At 62.9% G+C, this 19,177-nt stretch carries 23 protein-coding genes; 17 read left to right on the top strand and 6 right to left on the bottom strand.

All coding sequences use genetic code 11. The features are described from left to right. Window positions 1–127 precede the first annotated feature (127 nt). Together AC1DVW_RS15435 and AC1DVW_RS15430 are read left to right on the top strand one after the other, a co-directional pair. The gene (locus AC1DVW_RS15435; protein ID WP_477324151.1) at window positions 128–1,201 is read left to right on the top strand and encodes a branched-chain amino acid ABC transporter substrate-binding protein; all 1,074 of its coding nucleotides are present in this window, start codon (window positions 128–130) and stop codon (window positions 1,199–1,201) included. Continuing rightward, the gene (locus AC1DVW_RS15430) at window positions 1,201–2,214 is read left to right on the top strand and encodes a P1 family peptidase (RefSeq protein ID WP_477324149.1); all 1,014 of its coding nucleotides are present in this window, start codon (window positions 1,201–1,203) and stop codon (window positions 2,212–2,214) included. The genes AC1DVW_RS15435 and AC1DVW_RS15430 overlap by 1 nt, the downstream gene beginning before the upstream one ends. A 16-nt stretch (window positions 2,215–2,230) precedes the next feature. Here AC1DVW_RS15430 and AC1DVW_RS15425 read toward each other — a convergent pair whose 3' ends face one another. Then, the gene (locus AC1DVW_RS15425) at window positions 2,231–2,485 is read right to left on the bottom strand and encodes a DUF2171 domain-containing protein (RefSeq protein WP_477324147.1); all 255 of its coding nucleotides are present in this window, start codon (window positions 2,483–2,485) and stop codon (window positions 2,231–2,233) included. A 140-nt stretch (window positions 2,486–2,625) separates the two neighbouring features. Here AC1DVW_RS15425 and AC1DVW_RS15420 point away from each other — a divergent pair, with 140 nt between their 5' ends. The 3 genes from AC1DVW_RS15420 (at window position 2,626) to purB (ending at window position 5,246) form a co-directional block, all read left to right on the top strand. After that, window positions 2,626–3,351, top strand: coding sequence for a DUF2259 domain-containing protein (locus tag AC1DVW_RS15420; RefSeq protein WP_477324145.1), 726 nt, complete (start codon window positions 2,626–2,628; stop codon window positions 3,349–3,351). Window positions 3,352–3,470: 119 nt separating this feature from the next. Beyond that, a complete protein-coding gene (locus AC1DVW_RS15415; protein WP_477242959.1) occupies window positions 3,471–3,884 on the top strand; it encodes a hypothetical protein in 414 nt (137 codons plus the stop codon). A 60-nt stretch (window positions 3,885–3,944) separates the two neighbouring features. Beyond that, window positions 3,945–5,246, top strand: coding sequence for an adenylosuccinate lyase (gene purB / locus AC1DVW_RS15410; RefSeq protein ID WP_477242958.1), 1,302 nt, complete (start codon window positions 3,945–3,947; stop codon window positions 5,244–5,246). A 57-nt stretch (window positions 5,247–5,303) separates the two neighbouring features. Here the strand turns inward: purB and AC1DVW_RS15405 are convergent, their stop codons facing one another. Continuing rightward, entirely contained in the window at window positions 5,304–6,116 is an 813-nt protein-coding gene (locus AC1DVW_RS15405) for a VOC family protein (protein ID WP_477324143.1), read from the bottom strand. Window positions 6,117–6,331: 215 nt separating this feature from the next. Between AC1DVW_RS15405 and AC1DVW_RS15400 the strand changes: the two genes are divergently transcribed. Continuing rightward, window positions 6,332–6,880, top strand: coding sequence for an RBBP9/YdeN family alpha/beta hydrolase (locus tag AC1DVW_RS15400; protein ID WP_477324141.1), 549 nt, complete (start codon window positions 6,332–6,334; stop codon window positions 6,878–6,880). Window positions 6,881–6,977: 97 nt separating this feature from the next. Further along, the gene (locus AC1DVW_RS15395; RefSeq protein WP_477324139.1) at window positions 6,978–8,156 is read left to right on the top strand and encodes an acyltransferase family protein; all 1,179 of its coding nucleotides are present in this window, start codon (window positions 6,978–6,980) and stop codon (window positions 8,154–8,156) included. 30 nt (window positions 8,157–8,186) lie between these two features. Here the strand turns inward: AC1DVW_RS15395 and AC1DVW_RS15390 are convergent, their stop codons facing one another. Then, window positions 8,187–8,960, bottom strand: coding sequence for an HpcH/HpaI aldolase family protein (locus AC1DVW_RS15390; protein ID WP_477324137.1), 774 nt, complete (start codon window positions 8,958–8,960; stop codon window positions 8,187–8,189). 170 nt (window positions 8,961–9,130) lie between these two features. Further along, complete coding sequence (locus AC1DVW_RS15385; protein WP_477242953.1) at window positions 9,131–9,451, bottom strand: DUF1476 domain-containing protein; 321 nt, start codon at window positions 9,449–9,451, stop codon at window positions 9,131–9,133. Between the two features lie 272 nt (window positions 9,452–9,723). Between AC1DVW_RS15385 and purC the strand changes: the two genes are divergently transcribed. From purC to AC1DVW_RS15355, 6 genes are all read left to right on the top strand, one after another. Further along, window positions 9,724–10,518, top strand: coding sequence for a phosphoribosylaminoimidazolesuccinocarboxamide synthase (gene purC / locus AC1DVW_RS15380; protein WP_477242952.1), 795 nt, complete (start codon window positions 9,724–9,726; stop codon window positions 10,516–10,518). 39 nt (window positions 10,519–10,557) lie between these two features. Continuing rightward, entirely contained in the window at window positions 10,558–10,800 is a 243-nt protein-coding gene (gene purS / locus AC1DVW_RS15375) for a phosphoribosylformylglycinamidine synthase subunit PurS (protein ID WP_477269993.1), read from the top strand. A gap of 1 nt (window position 10,801) precedes the next feature. Beyond that, a complete protein-coding gene (purQ, locus tag AC1DVW_RS15370) occupies window positions 10,802–11,470 on the top strand; it encodes a phosphoribosylformylglycinamidine synthase subunit PurQ (RefSeq protein ID WP_477324135.1) in 669 nt (222 codons plus the stop codon). Between the two features lie 61 nt (window positions 11,471–11,531). Continuing rightward, on the top strand, window positions 11,532–12,197 hold the full coding sequence (locus tag AC1DVW_RS15365) for a glutathione S-transferase family protein (RefSeq protein WP_477324133.1): 666 nt from the start codon (window positions 11,532–11,534) through the stop codon (window positions 12,195–12,197). A gap of 2 nt (window positions 12,198–12,199) precedes the next feature. Next, window positions 12,200–12,610, top strand: a complete 411-nt coding sequence (locus AC1DVW_RS15360; protein WP_477269385.1) for a hypothetical protein — start codon at window positions 12,200–12,202, stop codon at window positions 12,608–12,610. Window positions 12,611–12,614: 4 nt separating this feature from the next. Then, window positions 12,615–13,256, top strand: a complete 642-nt coding sequence (locus tag AC1DVW_RS15355) for a Pr6Pr family membrane protein (protein ID WP_477324131.1) — start codon at window positions 12,615–12,617, stop codon at window positions 13,254–13,256. Window positions 13,257–13,343: 87 nt separating this feature from the next. Here AC1DVW_RS15355 and AC1DVW_RS15350 read toward each other — a convergent pair whose 3' ends face one another. Then, window positions 13,344–13,580: a DUF1127 domain-containing protein gene (locus tag AC1DVW_RS15350; RefSeq protein ID WP_477324129.1), complete on the bottom strand. Its 237-nt coding sequence runs from the start codon at window positions 13,578–13,580 to the stop codon at window positions 13,344–13,346. Between the two features lie 92 nt (window positions 13,581–13,672). Here AC1DVW_RS15350 and AC1DVW_RS15345 point away from each other — a divergent pair, with 92 nt between their 5' ends. From AC1DVW_RS15345 to AC1DVW_RS15330, 4 genes are all read left to right on the top strand, one after another. Next, window positions 13,673–15,085, top strand: coding sequence for an aminotransferase-like domain-containing protein (locus AC1DVW_RS15345; RefSeq protein ID WP_477269379.1), 1,413 nt, complete (start codon window positions 13,673–13,675; stop codon window positions 15,083–15,085). A 141-nt stretch (window positions 15,086–15,226) separates the two neighbouring features. Beyond that, the gene (gene purL / locus AC1DVW_RS15340; protein WP_477324127.1) at window positions 15,227–17,458 is read left to right on the top strand and encodes a phosphoribosylformylglycinamidine synthase subunit PurL; all 2,232 of its coding nucleotides are present in this window, start codon (window positions 15,227–15,229) and stop codon (window positions 17,456–17,458) included. Continuing rightward, entirely contained in the window at window positions 17,455–17,979 is a 525-nt protein-coding gene (locus AC1DVW_RS15335) for a hypothetical protein (RefSeq protein ID WP_477324125.1), read from the top strand. Before purL ends, AC1DVW_RS15335 begins: the two co-directional genes overlap by 4 nt. Before the next feature lie 111 nt (window positions 17,980–18,090). Beyond that, window positions 18,091–18,324: a BolA/IbaG family iron-sulfur metabolism protein gene (locus AC1DVW_RS15330; protein WP_023798252.1), complete on the top strand. Its 234-nt coding sequence runs from the start codon at window positions 18,091–18,093 to the stop codon at window positions 18,322–18,324. Window positions 18,325–18,334: 10 nt separating this feature from the next. Here the strand turns inward: AC1DVW_RS15330 and AC1DVW_RS15325 are convergent, their stop codons facing one another. Beyond that, window positions 18,335–19,129 (bottom strand): phosphodiester glycosidase family protein, encoded by a 795-nt coding sequence (locus AC1DVW_RS15325; RefSeq protein WP_477324123.1) that lies wholly within the window; start codon window positions 19,127–19,129, stop codon window positions 18,335–18,337. Window positions 19,130–19,177: the final 48 nt, after the last annotated feature.

Here is a 19,177-nt window from a genome sequence, read left to right as displayed (position 1 = left end):
CCACAAGCGAAGTGGTTGACCTGTATTCCCGGAATTAGCGTGTTGCACCAAGGCCGGGCAGCCTTTAGGTCTTGGCGGCAAATAGTGCCAGTAGCGTAAAGCCGGCACGGAGGAATCCATCGCTCGAATGCGACCCTGGACAAGAACAATAGCGGCGCTGGTCTGGCTGTTTGTGGCCGGCGGAGCGAACGCGCAGACGCTGCTGGTCGGCGTCGCCGCGCCCTTGTCGGGGCCGTCGGCGCTGCTGGGCAAGCAGATCGAGACGGGCGCCGGCCTTGCAGCCGAGGCGAACGGCGTCGAGCTTCGGACTGTCGACGATGCCTGCACGGCCGATGGCGGCGCTGCCGCCGCAAGGGATTTCGTTGCAGCAAAGGTCAGCGTGGTCGTCGGCTTTCTCTGCACCGACGCGATCGAGGCGGCGCTGCCGATCCTGAAGGATGCCAACATCCCGGTCATCACCGTTGGCGTGCGCACCGAAAGCCTGACAGACCGCCGCGCCAAGACCGGCTGGCCGGTCTATCGTCTTGGGCCGCGCGGCGACGACGAACGCAACGCCGTTGCAGCCATCCTCACCCGCCTGTGGCAAAACGAGCTGTTCGCCATCGTCGACGACGGCACCATCTATGGCCGCGAAATGGCCGAGACGTTTCGCGCCGCGGCCGAGCAGGCGGCGTTGAAGCCGGTGTTCGTCGACACGTTCCGGCCGCAACTCGACAACCAGATCGGCTTGATCGGCCGACTTAAGAAGGCCGGCGCGACCCGTGTGTTTGCCGGCGGCGATGGTGACGACATCGCCATCATGGGCCGCGACGCCGGCCAGCTCGAAGCCGGCATCGTCTTTGCCGGCGGCGAGAACATGCGCACGCCGCCCGGCGACGTGCCCTATGCCACGGGCACGCTGATGATCGCGCCGCCCGAATGGGCCGAAGTCGCCGATCCCAAGGTGCTGGAAGCGTTTGCCGCACAGAACATTGCGCCCGATGGCTACACACTGCCGGCCTATGCGGCGGTGGAAATCGCCAAGGCCGCGTCTGCTCTTTCGGAAACCACCGGCAAGCCGCTGACCGAGGCGCTCACCGCGCATGATTTCACCACAGCGATCGGGCCGATCCGCTTCGATGAAAAGGGCGACCTCAGCCACAACCCCTTCCGTGCCTACCGCTACGACGGCACCCATTTCGTGCCGGCGGAGACCAACTGATGTTCCGCACCGGTCCGCGCAATCTCATCACCGACGTCGCCGGCCTGCGGGTCGGCCATGCATCCGATGCCAGGCTGAAGTCGGGGGTGACCACCGTGCTGTGCGACGAACCGGCGGTCGCCGGCGTGCAGGTATTGGGCGGCGCGCCGGGCACGCGCGAAACCGATCTGCTCGAACCGCACAATTCGATCGAGGCCATCCATGCCGTGGTGCTTTCCGGCGGCTCGGCCTTCGGCCTCGATGCCGCTTCCGGCGTGCAGGCGGCATTGCGCGAGAAAGGCATCGGCGTGGAGGTCGGCGGCTTTCGCGTGCCGATCGTGCCGGCGGCCATCCTGTTTGACCTGCGCAATGGCGGCGACAAGGATTGGGGCCGCTATCCGCCCTATCGCGACCTTGGCTATGAAGCGGCGCAGGCCGCGGCAATCGACTTTGCGCTCGGCACGGCCGGCGCCGGCACCGGCGCGCTGAGTTCCGGCCTGAAGGGCGGACTTGGCTCGGCCTCGACAATGTTGGACAGCGGCGTCACCATCGGCGCGCTCGCCGCCGTCAATCCGACCGGCTCGGTCACTGTCGCCCGAACCAGGCATTTCTGGGCGGCGCCATTCGAGATCGGCGATGAATTCGGCGGGCTCGGATATCCGTCGCCGATGCCGGAGGATGCGAAAACAATCCTGCTGAAATATCGCGACAAGCATTTCACGGGACAGGCCGGCGGCAACACCACCATCGCCGTCATCGCCACCGACGCCGTTCTCACCAAGGCTGCGGCCAAACGCCTGGCGATATCGGCGCATGACGGTTTCGTCCGCGCCATCTGGCCAGTCCACACGCCGGCCGATGGCGATCTGGTGTTCGCGCTGGCGACGGGCAAGAGTGGCATCGAGCTGACGGCCGACGCGGCAGTCGACCTCTTTGCAGCGGCCGGCGCCACTATGGCGCGCGCCATCAGCCGTGGTGTCTTTGCCGCGACGCCAGCCGATAGCGACCTGTTTCCGGTGTGGTCGTCGCGCTGAAGGCGCGACGGTATGATCAGGCGGGATCGGATTTTTCTTCCTCGAAAGTGACTGCGACATCCGAGTTTGCAGACAGGCGCACCTTGTTGCCCTCGACCTCGGCGATCAGGCTCGACGGGATATAGTGGTGATGCCCCTTGTGACTGCCCTGCCCGCTGTCGAGCTTGGTCAGCTTGATTCGTTCGCCCTCGATCTTGTCGACCGTGCCGACATGGACGCCGTCGGCGCCGATGACTTCCATATGTTCGCGAATTTTGCTGGTGTCGGTCATGGTGGGTCTCCGTTGAAGCTGCCGACAACAACTAATGGCGGCGGGATTGGATGCATCGACCTTGTGTTTTAGACAGCACGACGTTTTGACCGCGTCGTGATAGGTGATCGGTCGACATTGGCTGCCGGAGCGAAATCCCGATGCGAATATTTGTCCTGCTTGCCGTTTCCTTGCTTGCCCAGTTTGCGACATCCATCGCCGCCCGTGCCGGCGATGTCGCCGAGCTTGAAATCCTAGGCTTCACTGGGGATGGCGGCGTCTTCGCCTTCGAGGAGTATGGCGTCTATGACGGGTCGGGCTTTCCCTATGCCAACCGCTATTACATCGACACCAGCAACGACAGTTTCCTGCCGGGCACGCCGATCCGGGTCCGGCTAGACGACGAGAATGCCACGCTCGACGCAGCGCGCCTCCAGGCGCGGCAAAAAGGCGAGGCGATCGTCAAGCAGGCGGAGCTCACGGCCAATCGTGGCATCACTGCCGGCTTCAACCCGGTGACCGAACTTTCGGCCGACCCGTTCCGCATGGTGGTGAACCCGCGCCCCATCTTTTCGCCGGTCGATCCCCCGCTCGAGTTCCGGCTCGATGAGATTGGCATGAATGACACCGAAGCCTGCCAAAGCTACGGCGAAATCAACGGTTTTCGCCTGCTGCGCATCGAGGCGAACGACGGCGGCCAGACCCACCTGCTGCATCAGGACAAATCGATCCCCAAGAGCCGAGGGTGCCCGAACGGCTACCGGATCGGCGCGGTGCAGACGTTTTCAATGGACAGCATCAGCACCTATGCGGTGCTGATCGCAGTGCGCCAATACGGCTTCGAAGGGCCGGATTTTCGCTGGATCGCGGTGACCGGCCGCCTGTGACACCTCCTGTTCAATCCGCAACACCCAACCCAGGCTCCGAGCGTTTGCCGGGCCGAGTCCGGCGTGCCCTGCCCTCGCTTCGGGTCGCTCTTTTCGGCGCCTTGCTGTGGGCTGCGGCGATGGGCGTCAGCGCGCTGGTCAATCTGTGGCTGGACGATTGGGAAACCCCGGCGAAGATCCGCTTCGTCTTCTTGCTGTTTGCCGCCGGCGGCGCGCTGGCCTTTCCGGTCGGCCTGTTCGCGGCCCGGCTGGTCTCGCTTGGACGGCATTGGGAAGTCGCCCTGGCGGCGGCCTTTGTCTGCCTCCTCGTCGCGACGATCGGCTTCACCGGCGGGCTATTCGCGCTGCAATACCGCTCCTACTACGCCGAGTGGCATTCGCCCGCCTTCACCATCACCTGGGCCTTCCAGTTCGTGTTCACGATGTTGACGGCGCTCTACCAGTTCGTCGTCCTGGGCATCCGGCTCTATTTTCCACTCGGTTTCATCGCGTTGGCGCTCGCCAGCGTCTGGTTTGCGCGCCGGCAGCGTTGAGCATTTTGTCTGCCTCTGTTAGGACGCGGGCAAAAGCTCTCGACACGTCAGGACTGACCGATGATCCCTCGCTATTCCCGGCCGGAAATGGTCGCCATCTGGTCGCCAGAAACCCGGTTCCGCATCTGGTTCGAGATCGAAGCCTATGCGTGCGATGCGCTGGCCGAACTCGGCGTCATCCCGAAGGAAGCGGCGAAAACCATCTGGGAAAAGGGCAGCGCGGCGAAATTCGATGTCGAGGCGATCGACGAGATCGAGCGCGTCACCAAGCACGACGTCATCGCTTTCCTGACTCATCTTGGCGAATTCGTCGGACCGGACGCCCGCTTCATCCACCAGGGCATGACCTCGTCGGATGTTCTCGACACCTGCTTTGCGGTGCAGTTGACGCGCGCCAGCGACATCCTGCTCGCCGACATTGACGGCCTGCTTGCCGCACTCAAGCGCCGCGCCTTCGAGCACAAGGACACCGTCACCATCGGCCGCAGCCATGGTATCCATGCCGAGCCGACCACTTTCGGCATCAAGCTGGCGCAGGCCTATGCCGAATTCTCGCGCTGCCGCGAGCGGCTGGTGCACGCTCGGGAGGATATCGCCACCTGCGCCATTTCGGGCGCGGTCGGCACTTTCGCCAATATCGACCCCTATGTCGAAGAGCATGTGGCCAAGAAGCTCGGGCTGAAGCCGGAGCCGGTGTCGACACAGGTCATCCCGCGTGATCGCCACGCCATGTTCTTCGCCACGCTGGGGGTCATCGCCTCGTCGATCGAGCGGCTGTCGATCGAAATCCGCCATTTGCAGCGCACCGAAGTGCTGGAGGCGGAAGAATATTTTTCGCCGGGCCAAAAGGGTTCGTCGGCAATGCCGCACAAGCGCAATCCGGTGCTGACCGAAAACCTCACCGGCCTTGCCCGCATGGTGCGCTCCTTCGCGCTGCCGGCGATGGAGAACGTGGCGCTCTGGCACGAGCGCGACATTTCGCACTCCTCCGTCGAACGTATGATCGGGCCGGATGCGACGGTGACGCTCGATTTCGCGCTGTCACGGCTGACCAGCGTCGTCGACAAGCTGCTCGTCTACCCCGACAACATGCTGAAGAACATGAACAAGTTCCGCGGCCTGGTGCATTCGCAGCGCGTCATGCTGGCGCTGACGCAGGCCGGCCTATCGCGCGAAGATTCCTACCGGCTGGTACAGCGCAACGCCATGAAAGTTTGGGAGCAAGGCGCTGATTTCCTTGAGGAACTTCTGGCCGACAAGGAAGTCACGGCAGCCCTGCCCGAAGCCGAGATCCGCGAGAAATTCGACCTTGGCTATCACACCAAGCATGTCGACACGATCTTCAGGCGCGTGTTTGGATAGGTAAGCTCCCTTCTCCCCGTATAGTGACGGGGGGAAGGAAGCTGTGCCACAGTCCAATCACGCCTTGCCGGGAACAGTCCTTATGACCGTGCCCCACGGATCTTCACGCGTGGTTTCGCCGGTCACATTGTCCGAGCGCATCTCGACCCAGGCGAGACCCGTGCGAGACGGATCGCGGCGGCCGGCGCCGGCGCTGTGCCAGGCGTTGGCGCCGATGTGATGGTGATAGCCGCCGGACGACAGAAACACCGCCTGGCCGCCATATTTCGCCACCGTGTCGAAACCGAACTCCTGGTTCCACCAGGCTTCGGCGTCTTCCGGCCTGCCGACGCGCAGATGCACATGGCCGACAATGCTGTTTTCCGGCGCGCCCTGCCAGCCGGCGTCGCCCGCCGGCACATCGGCGACGACAGACGGCAGGTTCAGCCGCTCGGTCGCCATGGCGATCTTGTCGCCATTCCATTTCCAATCCCTCGGCAGGCGGTCGGCATAGATTTCGATGCCGTTGCCTTCGGGGTCGGTCAAATAGAGCGCCTCGCTGACCAGATGGTCTGATGCGCCTTCGATGCGGATCTTGTTGGTGGCGGCATGGTTGATCCAGCGGCCGAGATCGGCGCGGCTCGGCAACAGGAAGGCGGTGTGGAACAGGCCAGCGCTGCGCGGATCGTCGGGCTTTGCCGCCGCATCCGCCTCGATGACGAGCAGCGGACGGTTGGCGGCGCCGAGCGAGATGGCGCCGTCGGCGCGGCTCAATTCCTGCAGGCCGACGACCTGGCGGTAGTACGCGGCGAGATTTTCGGAGTCGCGCGCCTTCAACCCGACGCGGGCAACGCTGACGGGAGTCGTGGCGGCAAAGGGCAGTTCACTCATCTGATGCTCCATTCGGCCGGCGTCCGACGAGCCCCCAAAAGCCAAGGACCCGGCGCCAGCGATCACTGTACGTCGTCTTTCTCTTCCTGACGACAGATCGTCGATCGGCATCGTTCACACAAGATGGCGAGAAGCGAACATGGTGTTCACTATTGTGATCAGCTGCGCGGCTCATCACGGTTGCATGACGCAGCAGTGCTCGCTATTTCAGCGCCATGAAAGTCAGGGAAGCAGATATTCTCATCGTGCCGGGCTACACCAATTCCGGCCCCGAGCATTGGCAGAGCCGGTGGCAGTCAAAACTGTCGACGGCACGCCGCGTCGAGCAGGCGGAATGGTCGAAGCCGGTGCGCGAAGACTGGACTGCGAGCGTGGCCAAGGCGGTCAACGAGGCCGAGCGGCCGGTCGTCATCGTCGCGCATTCGCTTGGTGTCGCCGCTGCCATCCAGGCCATGCCGCAGTTCGAGCGGCCGGTCGCCGGTGCCTTCTTCGTGGCCCCGCCCGATGTCGCCAATCCGAGGTTAAAGCCCAGGCATCTGATGACCTTCGGTCCCTACCCGCGCGAGCCGTTGGGCTTTCCCTCGGTGGTGATCGCCAGCCGCAACGACCCGTTTTGCCCATTCGACGTGGCCGAGGATATTGCCGGCGCCTGGGGCTCGCTGTTCATCGACGCCGGCGAGGCCGGTCACCTCAACGCGGATTCCGGCTTCGGCCCGTGGCCCGAGGGATCGATGACCTTCGCCAAGTTCCTGACCGATCTCTAGGAGTCAGGATCTGTTAATCTGGTCGATTTAGAGTGTTTTGAATCGTAGCGTATCGGACAAGCCAAGATTCTGTTGCAGCGAGACAAAAGGCCAATGCTTGCGCAAGGACGATTCACTTGAGTTCCTGAGGGGCGTCGCTGCTCTCGTCGTTCTGAATTGGCATACTTTGCTTGCGTTTGCGCCTTCGGCAAGCGGCATTTTCGCGGACGGTCCGGCCAACTCGCTGCAGACAAGCTTCGCCTTCGTCGCATTCAACGGCCCATCAGCCGTGTATCTGTTCTTCGTGCTGTCTTCTTTCGTGGTGGTGAAACGCTATTTCACCAGCCGCAAGATGCAAGACCTGGGGCTGGCCGCCATCAAACGCCTGCCGCGTCTTGCCGGCCCAGTCCTCGTCACGGTGCTGGCCTCTTGCCTGGTCTTCAAGCTTGATCTCTACTTCTTCAGCGAAGCGAGCACGCTGACCGCGTCGCCCTGGCTAGCCAGCTTCGCCTATGCCCCAAAGGTGCTGTCGCCGGAAACGGCGAGCTTTTCCGAAGCGTTCACAGAAGGCGCCTGGCGAACGTTCGTCTTCGGTGACAACTATTACGACACCAGCCTGTGGACCATGTGGTTCGAGTTCTGGGGCAGTCTTGCCGCCTTTATCCTCGCGCCAATTCTCTTCTTGATGCATGACCGCACACCCCTCCTTGCCTGGGTCGCCCTTTTCATCGGCATGTTTGTGGCATGGTCGATCAACTTCATGCTTGTGGCCTTTCCGGTTGGCCTTTCGCTCTATCTTGTGCTTGGCTGGACCTTCCGACCGAGTGCGCGGTTAAGGGCTGTGACCGTGGTGGTCGCGCTGGCCCTGCTGGGCTATGCCGGAAATGCGGTCGGCGCCTACCGTCCCCTGGTCATTCTGGACTTCAACGGCCTCAGCGTCGAGATGCGGCAAGCCTACGTCGCCATCCCGGCCAGCGTCATGCTTGTCTATGCCGTGTTGACGATGGAGAGCGCGCCATCATGGAGGACGGGCAAAGTGGCACGCTTCCTGGGCGATCTGTCGTTTCCGCTCTATCTCGTGCATGCGCCGGTCATTTGCTCCCTGGGATCATGGGCCCTTCTGACCAGCGGCTCCGCTCCGATCGCCGCCGCCCTGGCGATGCTGGGCTCGATCATCGTTGCGTTGCCACTCGTGGTCTTCAACAATTGGTGGGTTGCCGCGCTCGGCAATCTGGTTGGCAGGCTTAGACGCCGCGGCGGCATTGTGGCCGCAGCGCCTGAGGCCGCCAATGTCTGATCGCGGGCCGCTTTGCGAAAAGCCGACAGATCAGGATCCGATCGAATCCCTGACGCTCTTGATCAGGGTTTTTGCTCCGAGCGCAATCAGCGTGTGATCCGAGCCCATGGCCAGCAGGCGGTAGCCCATCGCCACGACGCGGCCGGCAATGGCCGGCTCGATGACATAGATCGCGGCATGCTTGCCGGCCTTGCGTGTCCGCTCGGCGATTGACGCCACGGTTTCCATCATGCTTTCCAGCGTCGAATTGACGGTGGCGCCGTTCGACCAGGCGATCGAGAAATCCGAGGGCCCGAGGAAGATGCCGTCAATACCCGGCGTGTCGAGGATGCCGTCCAGCGCATCGAGTGCGGCAAGTGTCTCGACCATGGCGAAGGCCATGGTGCGCTGGTTGGTGTCGCGCAGCCATTCGGCCTGGTCGCCCTTGCCATGGCGCGGAAAGGCATAGGTCGGACCCCAGGAGCGCTCGCCAAGCGGCGGATATTTCATGGCGGCGGCAAACAGTTTTGCGTCGGCCACCGAATTCACCATCGGCGCAATCACCGCCTCGGCGCCGAAATCAAGTGCGCGGCTGGCCATATCGAAGCGGCCGACGGGAATGCGCACCAGCGCCGGCTTGTTGGCGGCCAGCACCGGCACGAGGCCGCGCAACACGCTGTCTTCGTGATGACCGCCGTGCTGCATGTCGAGCGTGACGGCGTCGAACCCCTGCTTGGCGATGATTTCCACCGTCAAGGCATCCGGCACCCCGGACCATGCTGTGAACAGCGTTTCATCCGCCGCCAGGCGTGATTTCAGGGACATTGGCGATTTTCCTTGTTGGCTTACGCAGTTTCAGCCGGAAACAGCGGCAAAGGCAAAGAAAAACCGCCCGGATGGGCCGGGCGGTCGATTGGTCCAGTCATTCTTTGTTTGTCACCGCAGGTTCTGTCGCAAAACCGCAGGACACTTTTGCGGAACCTGCTTCGGCTGGATCAGGTGTTCTTGATCTGGTCGATCGCCTGCGCCATCAGCTCATCCATGGTGCGGCGGATCTGATGATCCGACTGGGCAACGCCGGCCGCATCGAAATCGGCGCGGATCTTGCGGAAAACGTCGTGATCGCCGGCTTCCTCGATGTCGGCGACAACCACCTCCTTGGCATAGGCGTCAGCGTCCGCCCCGGTCTTGCCAAGCTTTTCGGCAGCCCACAGGCCAAGCGCCTTGTTGCGGCGCGCCGCGGCCTTGAACCGAAGTTCCTCGTCGAATGCGAATTTGCGCTCGAAGCCCTCTTCGCGGTCTTTCATGCTGCTCATGGCATCCCTCCGGTACAGTCCGATTCGTTTGACGGTGAATATGTGTTGCCGAAGCACAAACCAAAAGGCCGCGGGTCGGTCAATATGCTACCTTACTTGCTGCGCTGCGGCATTTCATTCCCGAAAGCGGTTGATTGGAAGGATTTGCCGATTGAGCAAACGATGTGATTGGGATAGACCCGGCATTGAACCCTACCGTAGCCGCACTATTTCAGGCTAACGGACAGGAACTGGTCGCTAGCCGCCTGCCCGGAAATCCAGAGAAAAATCAGATGAAAAATCGCCGCCGCATTTATGAAGGCAAGGCCAAGATCCTCTATGAAGGACCCGAACCGGGCACGCTGATCCAGTTCTTCAAGGACGATGCGACCGCGTTCAACAAGAAGAAACACGAGGTCATCGACGGCAAGGGCGTGCTCAACAACCGTATTTCCGAGTATATTTTCAACCATCTCAACCGGATGGGCATTCCGACCCACTTCATCCGCCGGCTCAACATGCGCGAGCAGCTGATCAAGGAAGTCGAGATCATTCCGCTCGAAGTGGTGGTGCGCAATGTCGCCGCCGGTTCACTGTCCAAGCGCCTCGGCATCGAGGAAGGCACCGTTCTGCCGCGCTCGATCATCGAATTCTATTACAAGGCCGACGCGCTCGACGATCCGATGGTGTCGGAAGAGCACATCACCGCTTTCGGCTGGGCCAGCCCGCAGGAAATCGATGACGTCATGGCACTTGCCATCCGCGTCAATGACTTCCTCTCCGGCCTGTTCCTGGGCGTCGGCATCCAGCTCGTCGACTTCAAGATCGAATGCGGGCGCCTGTTCGAGGGCGACATGATGCGCATCGTCGTTGCCGACGAGATTTCGCCTGACTCCTGCCGGCTGTGGGACGTGGCGACGCAGGACAAGCTCGACAAGGACCGTTTCCGTCGCGATATGGGCGGGCTGGTCGAAGCCTATCAGGAAGTTGCCCGCCGCCTCGGCATCATGAACGAGAACGAGCCGCCGCGTCCGGCCGGACCGGTGCTTGTCGCCTCGACCGATGGCATCAAAGGCAAGCCGCACTAACAATCCTACCGCTCAACATCGAACAGGAGCATGTCCAGCGTGATCAAGGCCCGCATTACCGTCACCCTCAAGACCGGCGTGCTCGACCCGCAAGGCAAGGCGATCGAACATGCTCTATCCGGGCTCGGTTTTGGCGGTGTCGGCACGGTGCGCCAGGGCAAGGTGTTCGATGTCGAGCTTTCGGAGACCGACAAGGCCAAGGCCGAGGCTGACTTGAAAGCCATGTGCGACAAGCTGCTGGCGAACACGGTGATTGAGAATTACGCGGTGGAGATAGCCTAAGGTGAAATCAGCGGTTGTTCTTCTGCCTGGCCTCAACCGTGATCGCGACATGATCGCGGCGCTTACCAAGATTTCCGGGACGCCGCCGGTCACCGTCTGGCAGACCGACACTGAAATTCCCGATGTCGACCTGATCGCCATTCCGGGCGGCTTCTCGTTTGGCGATTATCTGCGCTGCGGGGCGATTGCCGCGCGCATGCCTGTCATGCGGGCGGTTGCCGAAAAGGCGGCCAAGGGCGTCATGGTCATCGGCGTCTGCAACGGCTTTCAGATCCTGGTCGAGGCCGGCCTGCTGCCGGGCGCCTTGATGCGCAACAGCTCGCTGAAATTCGTCTGCCGTGAGGTGAAGCTGCAGATCGCCAATGCCAACACCATGTTCACCCGCCGCTATCAGCCGGGCCAGATCATCCGCTCACCGGTGGCGCATCATGACGGCAATTACTTTGCCGATGCCGAGACGCTGGCGCGCCTCGAAGGTGAAGGCCAGGTGGTGTTCCGCTATGCCGAAGGCACCAATCCCAACGGCTCGATCAACGACATTGCCGGCATCATCAACAGCCAGGGCAATGTGCTCGGCCTGATGCCGCACCCCGAAAACCTGATCGAAACAGCCCATGGCGGCAGCGACGGCCGGGCTTTGTTCGAAGGTGCGCTTGGCATCGCCGCTTGAATTTCCTCAACGCAAGCACCGCAAAAAGCGGGCAAATCCAACACATTAGGGAGAGACGGTCATGAAACTCTATTCGCGGCCGTTGTCGCCCTACTCGTCGATCGTGCGGGCGCTGGCCTACATCAAGAACGTGCCGCTCAAGGTGATCGCGCCGCCGTCGGGATTTCCAATCCCCGAAGAATTCCGCGCCATTTCGCCACTCAACCGGATTCCGGTGCTGATCACCGGCTCCGGCGAAACCATCGTCGAATCGGTGGTCATCGCCGAATATCTGGAAGAGCGGTTTCCGGAGCCGGCACTGCTGCCGCAGGATTCGAAGGACCGGGCGCTGGTGCGCATGTTCGCCCGCATCACCGATCTCGATGTGCTTGCCCCGATGATGAAGCTGTTCGAGCTGTATTTCGTGCCGAAGCGCAACGACGCGGAGATCAAGGCGCAATTCGCCCGCCTGCATCACGGACTGGCGGCGATCGAGGCCCGCATGGCGCAAGGGCCGTTTGCGCTCGGCGACGACATCAGTTTCGCCGACGCCTGGCTGACGCCGACCCGCTTCATCTTCAACAATTTCCGGGTGACGACCGGGCACCATGACCTGCTTGACGCCTATCCGAAGTTCGATGCCTACGAGCAGATCGCCTTGCAGCACCCGGCGCTGTCGCGGGTCTGGGGTGAGATGACGGACGGGCTGAAAATCTTCCTTTCCGAACTCGAGATGGGTGCGGCCTGAGCATGACATCGACGATCGCCCGCCTCTGTCTTGTCGCCACCGCCTGCTTTGTGCTCGCCTCCTGCCAGTCGACGCCAAAGAGCGCGCCGGTGCCCATGGGCAAGAGCGCTTCGCTGCTCGCCATGGAGCAGGTGGCGATCGCTGCCCACAAATGCTGGATCGCCAGCAAGGACCCGGCCTTCAAATCGTATCAGATGGCCAATGAGCTGAATTCGTTCAGCGGCACGCCGCGCTTCCTGCTGGTGCCGGCCAAGCATTATGGCGGCAAACCGCTGCTGGTCGTGCAGGCGCAAGGCAATTCAAGCCACGTCGATGCGTTCGGCCCGCTGATGGCCGATCCGCTCGGCGCCCGCATCGGGTCGGACATTGCCCGCTGGCAGGCCGGCAATCCGGCCTGCAACGCGGCCGCATAGCCCGATGGGCCGGTTCCTGCAGATCGCGGGTCTGGTCATCGGTCTGGCCGGGCTTGTCCTGCAATTCTGCATCACCATTCCGGCGTCGATGGAAGCCGGCCGCAGCCTGCTCGGCTCCATCGTCTTCCTGTTCAGCTTCTTCACCATCCTGACCAACATCGGCGCCGTGCTGGTTCACGTCTCCTTGCTCTCGCCCAGCGGCTATGCCTGGCTGCCGGCCTTTGCCGGGCCGCGCATGCGGGCCGGCATCGCCGTTTCCATCGCGCTGGTCTTCATCATCAATACGACGGTACTGGCGCAGCTTTGGCAGCCGCAAGGGCTGTTCCTGCTCTGCGATGTCCTGCTGCACTATGTGACGCCGGTGCTGTTCGTGCTGTGGTGGCTGGTGGCGGGCGCGGACGGCTCGACGCGGTGGCGCGACATCTCATGGTGGATGCTCTATCCGATCGCCTACCTGGTCTATGCGCTGGCGCGGGCGCCAATAGCCGGCGAAGTGCCCTACCCGTTCCTCGATGTCGCCAAAAACGGCACGGCCAGCGTCGCCATCGCGGCGCTGGCCATAACCGGGCTTTTTCTCGTGCTGTGCATCATCGCGGTCGTTGTTGACCGCGGCGTCTCGCGCCTCAGGACGTCAAGCGTCCGCTAGCCGATCCGGACCTCCGGTCCAGATCATGATTCTTGTTTGACTATGATCTTTTCCAAAAACCGGATTCCACTTTTTGGGATGATGGTCCTAATCCCAGAACGGCCTGATGCCCTCGCGGTGCGCATCGCAACGCGAGACGCCGATATCCTTGAGCTGCTCGTCGGTCATCTCCAGCAAGGCCAGACGGCTGCGGCGACGCTCCAGCAGGTTGCCAATCCAGCGCGCGGCCGATGCGACCACGTACACAAGGCGGCTGACATAGGTTCGCCGGGCCGACGGACGGGGTCCGAGCGACGCATAGGGAATTGTCTCGATTGTATGCATTGTCTTTCTGCCAAAGTCCGAATTGTACCCTTTTTGGTACGCGACTGATATGTATTGACTCCCATTTCGGTGCAATATAGAAAATTGTCACCATGACAAATTGGCTCCCAGACCTCACCGCCGGCACCGGCCCTCTTTATCAGCGTCTTGCTGACAGCATTGAGTCAGATATCGACCGGGGCGTGATTGATGCCGGGGCAAAACTGCCGCCGCAGCGCGACCTCGCCTACGACATCGGCACCACAGTCGGCACGGTCGGCAGGGCCTACCAGTTGTTGCGCGAGCGTGGTCTGGTGAGCGGCGAAGTCGGCCGCGGCACCTATGTGCTGGCGCAGCAATCCGAAGCGGCACGCCCCGAATTCGTCGAGACCGCCGTGCAGGGCACACGCTATGTCGATGCGCCGCCCGGCAAGCTGCGCTTCGACAGCACCGCCGCCCCCGAGATCGGCCAAGGCGCCATTGTCGCCGACATGCTGTCGCGCACGGTGCAGGATCATCCGCACGAGATTTCCAGCTACACCAGGGATTTTCCGGAGCGCTGGTTCGAGGCTGGCGCGCGCTGGCTGTCGCGCAATTCGTTCCGCCCGGCCGCAGAGACCATCGTTCCCACGCTCGGCACCCATGCCGCCGTGATGGCGGCGATCGCTGCGTTGACCACGCCCGGCGATTATGTCGCCTTCGAGCACCTCACCTATTCGCAGATCTCGCGCAGTGCCGGGCTGATCGGCCGGCGCACGGCGTTGGTGGCATCGGACGAGGAAGGCCTCGATCCCGAGGATTTCGAACGTGTCTGCGCGCAAAAGCACCCGAAAATGATCTTCCTGATGCCGACGGTGCAGAACCCGACGCTGGCGATCCTCTCGGCAGCACGCCGCGAGGCGATTGCTCGGGTAGCGCGTGAGTACAATGTCATCCTCATCGAGGACGACCTCTATGGCGGCTTGACCTCGGATCCGACACCATTGCTCGCCGAATATGCGCCTGAGCGCACCATCGTTGCCGGCGGCCTGTCGAAATCGGTCGCCGCCGGCGTTCGCGGCGGCTGGCTCTCCTGCCCGCCCGCCTATCGCCATCGCATCCGCGTCGCCCACAAGATGATGAGCGGCGGCATGCCGTTCCTGCTGGCAGAGGTGAATGCCCGGCTGGTTCTGTCGGGCCAAGCCGGCGACATCCGCAAGCGCAGTATCGCCGAAATCGGCGCCCGCATCGCGATCGTGCGCGAGACGCTGGCCGGCTTTGCGTTCAAGTCGCATGAGAACGTGCCCTTCGTCTGGCTGACGCTGCCCGACCCCTGGCTGTCCGGCACCTTCAGGAGCGCCTGCCTCGAACATGGCGTGCTCCTCGACGACGAGGACGAGTTCAAGGCGGGACGCTCCGAGCAGGTTTTTCACGGCGTTCGTTTCGGCGTTTCGCAGCCGAGGCGGCGCGAGGACATTGCCGGTGGCGTCGAAGCTATCCGGCGGCTGCTCGACGAAGGCCGCGCCGGCTACGACAGTTTTTCCTGAGTTCGCTTTCGGCCGGGCCTGACAGGTGACGCGCTGCCGTTTTCCGGCGTTTTTCCTCATCCGAAGGGGTGTATCGCGCCAAAGCTTGCGATAAGAGGGGACTCAGAAATCCCCCTCTCCCACGGATACCAATCGCCGCCCATGACCATTTCCAATTCCGTGCCGATCACCCCGGAACTCATTGCCGCGCACGGGCTGAAGCCCGACGAATACCAGCGCATCCTCGACCTGGTCGGGCGCGAGCCGAGTTTTACCGAGCTCGGCATCTTCTCGGCGATGTGGAACGAGCACTGCTCGTACAAGTCTTCGAAAAAGTGGCTACGCACGCTGCCAACCACCGGGCCGCAGGTCATCCAGGGACCAGGCGAGAATGCCGGCGTGGTCGACATCGGCGATGGCGACTGCGTCGTCTTCAAGATGGAGAGCCACAACCACCCCTCCTACATCGAGCCCTACCAGGGTGCGGCGACCGGCGTCGGCGGCATATTGCGCGACGTCTTCACCATGGGCGCGCGGCCGATCGCGGCAATGAACGCGCTGCGCTTCGGCGCGCCTGACCATCCCAAAACCAGGCATCTCGTCTCGGGCGTCGTCTCCGGCGTGGGCGGCTACGGCAATGCCTTCGGCGTGCCGACGGTTGGCGGCGAGGTCAATTTCGACGCCCGCTACAACGGCAACATCCTGGTCAACGCCTTTGCCGCCGGTCTTGCCAAGACCGATGCGATCTTCCTGTCGGAAGCCAAGGGCGTGGGCCTGCCGGTCGTCTATCTCGGCGCCAAGACCGGCCGCGACGGTGTCGGCGGCGCCACCATGGCTTCGGCCGAATTCGACGACAAGATCGACGAGAAACGCCCGACCGTTCAGGTCGGCGACCCCTTCACCGAAAAATGCCTGCTGGAGGCCTGCCTCGAACTGATGGCGTCCGGCGCCGTCATTGCCATCCAGGACATGGGTGCCGCCGGCCTCACCTGTTCGGCGGTCGAAATGGGCGCCAAGGGCGACCTCGGCATCGAGCTCGATCTCGACAAGGTACCGGTGCGCGAGGAGCGCATGAGCGCCTATGAGATGATGCTGTCGGAAAGCCAGGAGCGCATGCTGATGGTGCTGCGCCCCGAGAAAGAGAAGGAAGCCGAAGCGATCTTCCACAAATGGGGGCTCGACTTCGCCATCGTCGGCAGGACCACCGACAACCTGCGCTTTCGCGTGCTGCACCAGGGCGACCAGGTCGCCGACCTGCCGATCAAGGACCTTGGCGACAAGGCACCCGAATATGACCGCCCCTGGACCGAGCCGAAGAAGCCGGCGGCGCTTGCCGCAAGCGATATTCCGCAATCCGACGTTGCCGATGCGCTGCTGAAGCTGCTTGGCGGACCGGACCAGTCCTCGCGCCGCTGGGTCTGGGAGCAGTATGACACGCTGATCCAGGGCAACTCGCTGCAGCTTCCCGGTGGCGATGCCGGCGTGGTGCGCGTCGAAGGCCATCCCACCAAGGCACTGGCCTTCTCCTCCGATGTGACGCCGCGCTATTGCGAGGCCGACCCTTACGAGGGCGGCAAGCAGGCGGTGGCCGAATGCTGGCGCAACCTGACCGCCACCGGCGCGCTGCCGCTGGCGGCCACCGACAACCTCAATTTCGGCAATCCGGAACGGCCCGAGATCATGGGCCAACTGGTCGGCGCGGTGAAAGGCATTGGCGACGCCTGCCGCGCGCTCGGCTTCCCGATCGTCTCCGGCAACGTCTCGCTCTACAACGAGACCAACGGCCAGGGCATCTTGCCGACGCCGACCATCGGCGGCGTCGGACTGATTGCCGATTGGACGAAGATGGTGCGGATCGGGTTTGCGGCGCAAGGCCAGATGATCCTGCTGGTCGGCGCGCCACGCATGTGGGGCACGCATCTCGGCCAGTCGGTCTATTTGCGCGATATCCATGGCCGCACCGATGGCCCGCCGCCGCCGGTCGACCTCGACCATGAAAAGCGCGTCGGCGACCATGTGCGCGCCCTGATTGCCTCCGGCATCGTCACATCGGCGCATGATGTCTCCGATGGCGGCATCGCGGTGGCGCTGGCCGAGATGGCGATGGCCTCCGGCATCGGCGCGACCGTGCCCGGCCTTGCCGGCACGGATCCGATTCCGGTCTGGTTCGGCGAGGATCAGGGCCGTTATCTCTTGACGCTGTCGATCGATCCGCAGAGCGACGAATGGGACGCCATTCGCGAGCAGCAAAGCAAGCTCGGCATCTTCGCGCCGTGGATCGGCTCGACCGGCGGAAGCGAGCTGAAGCTGGGCGATGCCAGGGCTATACCGGTCACGGAATTGACCGCCGCCCACGAGGGATGGTTCCCGCGCTTCATGGATCAGGCCATTTGACAATGCTGGCCGTCCGGGCGCTGCTTGCAGTCGTTTTCTGGCCGTCGCTGTTCTTCTTCTGGTTTCTCGGACCGTTCGTCTTTTTCCTGCTGTCGACCACCTCGAGCGAGGTTTGTCCCCGGCTGGAAACGCGGGCGGCGTTTCTTGCCGCGGCCAACGGCACGATCTTGATGCTGGCCGTCCAGAGCCTCGTCTATGCGGTGCCGATCCTGTGCCTGGTCCTTTGGGACCGGCTTTCACCGGAGCCGGCGCGGGCTCGGCACATCATCACCTGCGTCAAGCTCTTTGCCGTTACCGTCGTCATTGGCGTGCTGTGGGCGTATGGTTCCTCGCTCGTCTGCGACGGCTACGGCCAGACGTTCTTCTCACCCCTCTGGCAGTGGACGAGTTACCTCCCCATCGTCAGTCTGATGGTCAACGTTCCACTTTATGTGCTGACCTTCAGCCTTGGCCGCGCCTTCTCGACACGCGAGGATGTTGCCGAGGACGATGCTTCCCAAACAAACCAAGATGTCCCTTGAGCCTTCAATCGTGGCCGGAACCGCTTCAATCCGAACCCGAAAGGCTTTAGGCTCACCCCGACTCTCATGACGCGGGCTGCACCGCTCCCCCGGCTGAAACAGGATTTTGCCATGGCAATGGACGCGCACGACATCGAACGGCTGATCAAGGAAGGCATTCCGGACGCCAAGGTGACGATTCGCGACCTGGCCGGCGATGGCGACCACTATGCGGCCGAAGTGGTGGCCGAAAGCTTTCGTGGCAAAAGCCGCGTCCAGCAGCACCAGATGGTCTATGACGCGCTGAAGGGCAATATGGGCGGTGTGCTGCATGCGCTCGCGCTGCAGACCAGCGTTCCGGAGTAGCTAACGCGCCTCACTTCTTCGTCGACACCGCGATGATCGGCCCGGCCGGATAGGTGCCGCCGACGACCATTCTCTGGCCATTCGACAATGCCGACACCGCGCCGTCGAAAAACAGCGCGTTGGGACAATTGAGTGCGTCGCGGAACAAGCGCGCGAAGCTGCCCAGGCTGACCTCCGAGCGCGAGATCGCCAGCACCACCGTATCGCCGTCACGCACGCCGACACCATTGCGGATGTAGCGCGAGGTGCCGTTGGCCTCGAAGCGCGGATGCAGCTGGCCGCCGATCACCAGCATCGGACCTGACTGGGTGGCGAAGGCAACGTCAGGCTTCGCAACCGCATAGGCGTTGCTCTCCATGATCGCCGCCTTGCCGTCCTTGCCGATCTGGAACACGCCATTCGGCTTCAGGAAGAAATTGCCTTCTGCGTCGGCCAGGTTGAGTGGCGCCTTTTCGCGTCCGTCCTCGACCAGGAGGCCAACGGGCGTCAGATCCTCGTGATACATGCCGGCGTTCATGGCGAGCAGCACCGGCCTGCCCTCGCCTGTCATCACCTTGTCGAATTTATCCAGCGAGCCGAAGGGTTTGCCGTCGGCACCGGTGTGGAAGACAGCGATGTCATAGCTGCGAAGATCGACCTCACAGACGACATAGGGAACCGCTTCGAAACTGAAATCCCGGCATGGCGCCGGCAGGTCGCCACTGCCGACGATGAGTGGACGCACCGGCTGCCTGAACCACCAGATCAAGGCCGTTGCCGCGACTAGAAGACCGATCGCGATTGCCGCAAAATATCGTCTTTTCATCACGCCCCGGGCTCAATGCGTTTGGCCCAACATCACGCGATGTTTTGC

Source organism: Mesorhizobium sp. P3_B5, assembly GCF_056402815.1.
Note: the sequence above shows the minus strand (reverse complement) of the source record. Positions and strands in the feature narration are given on the sequence as shown.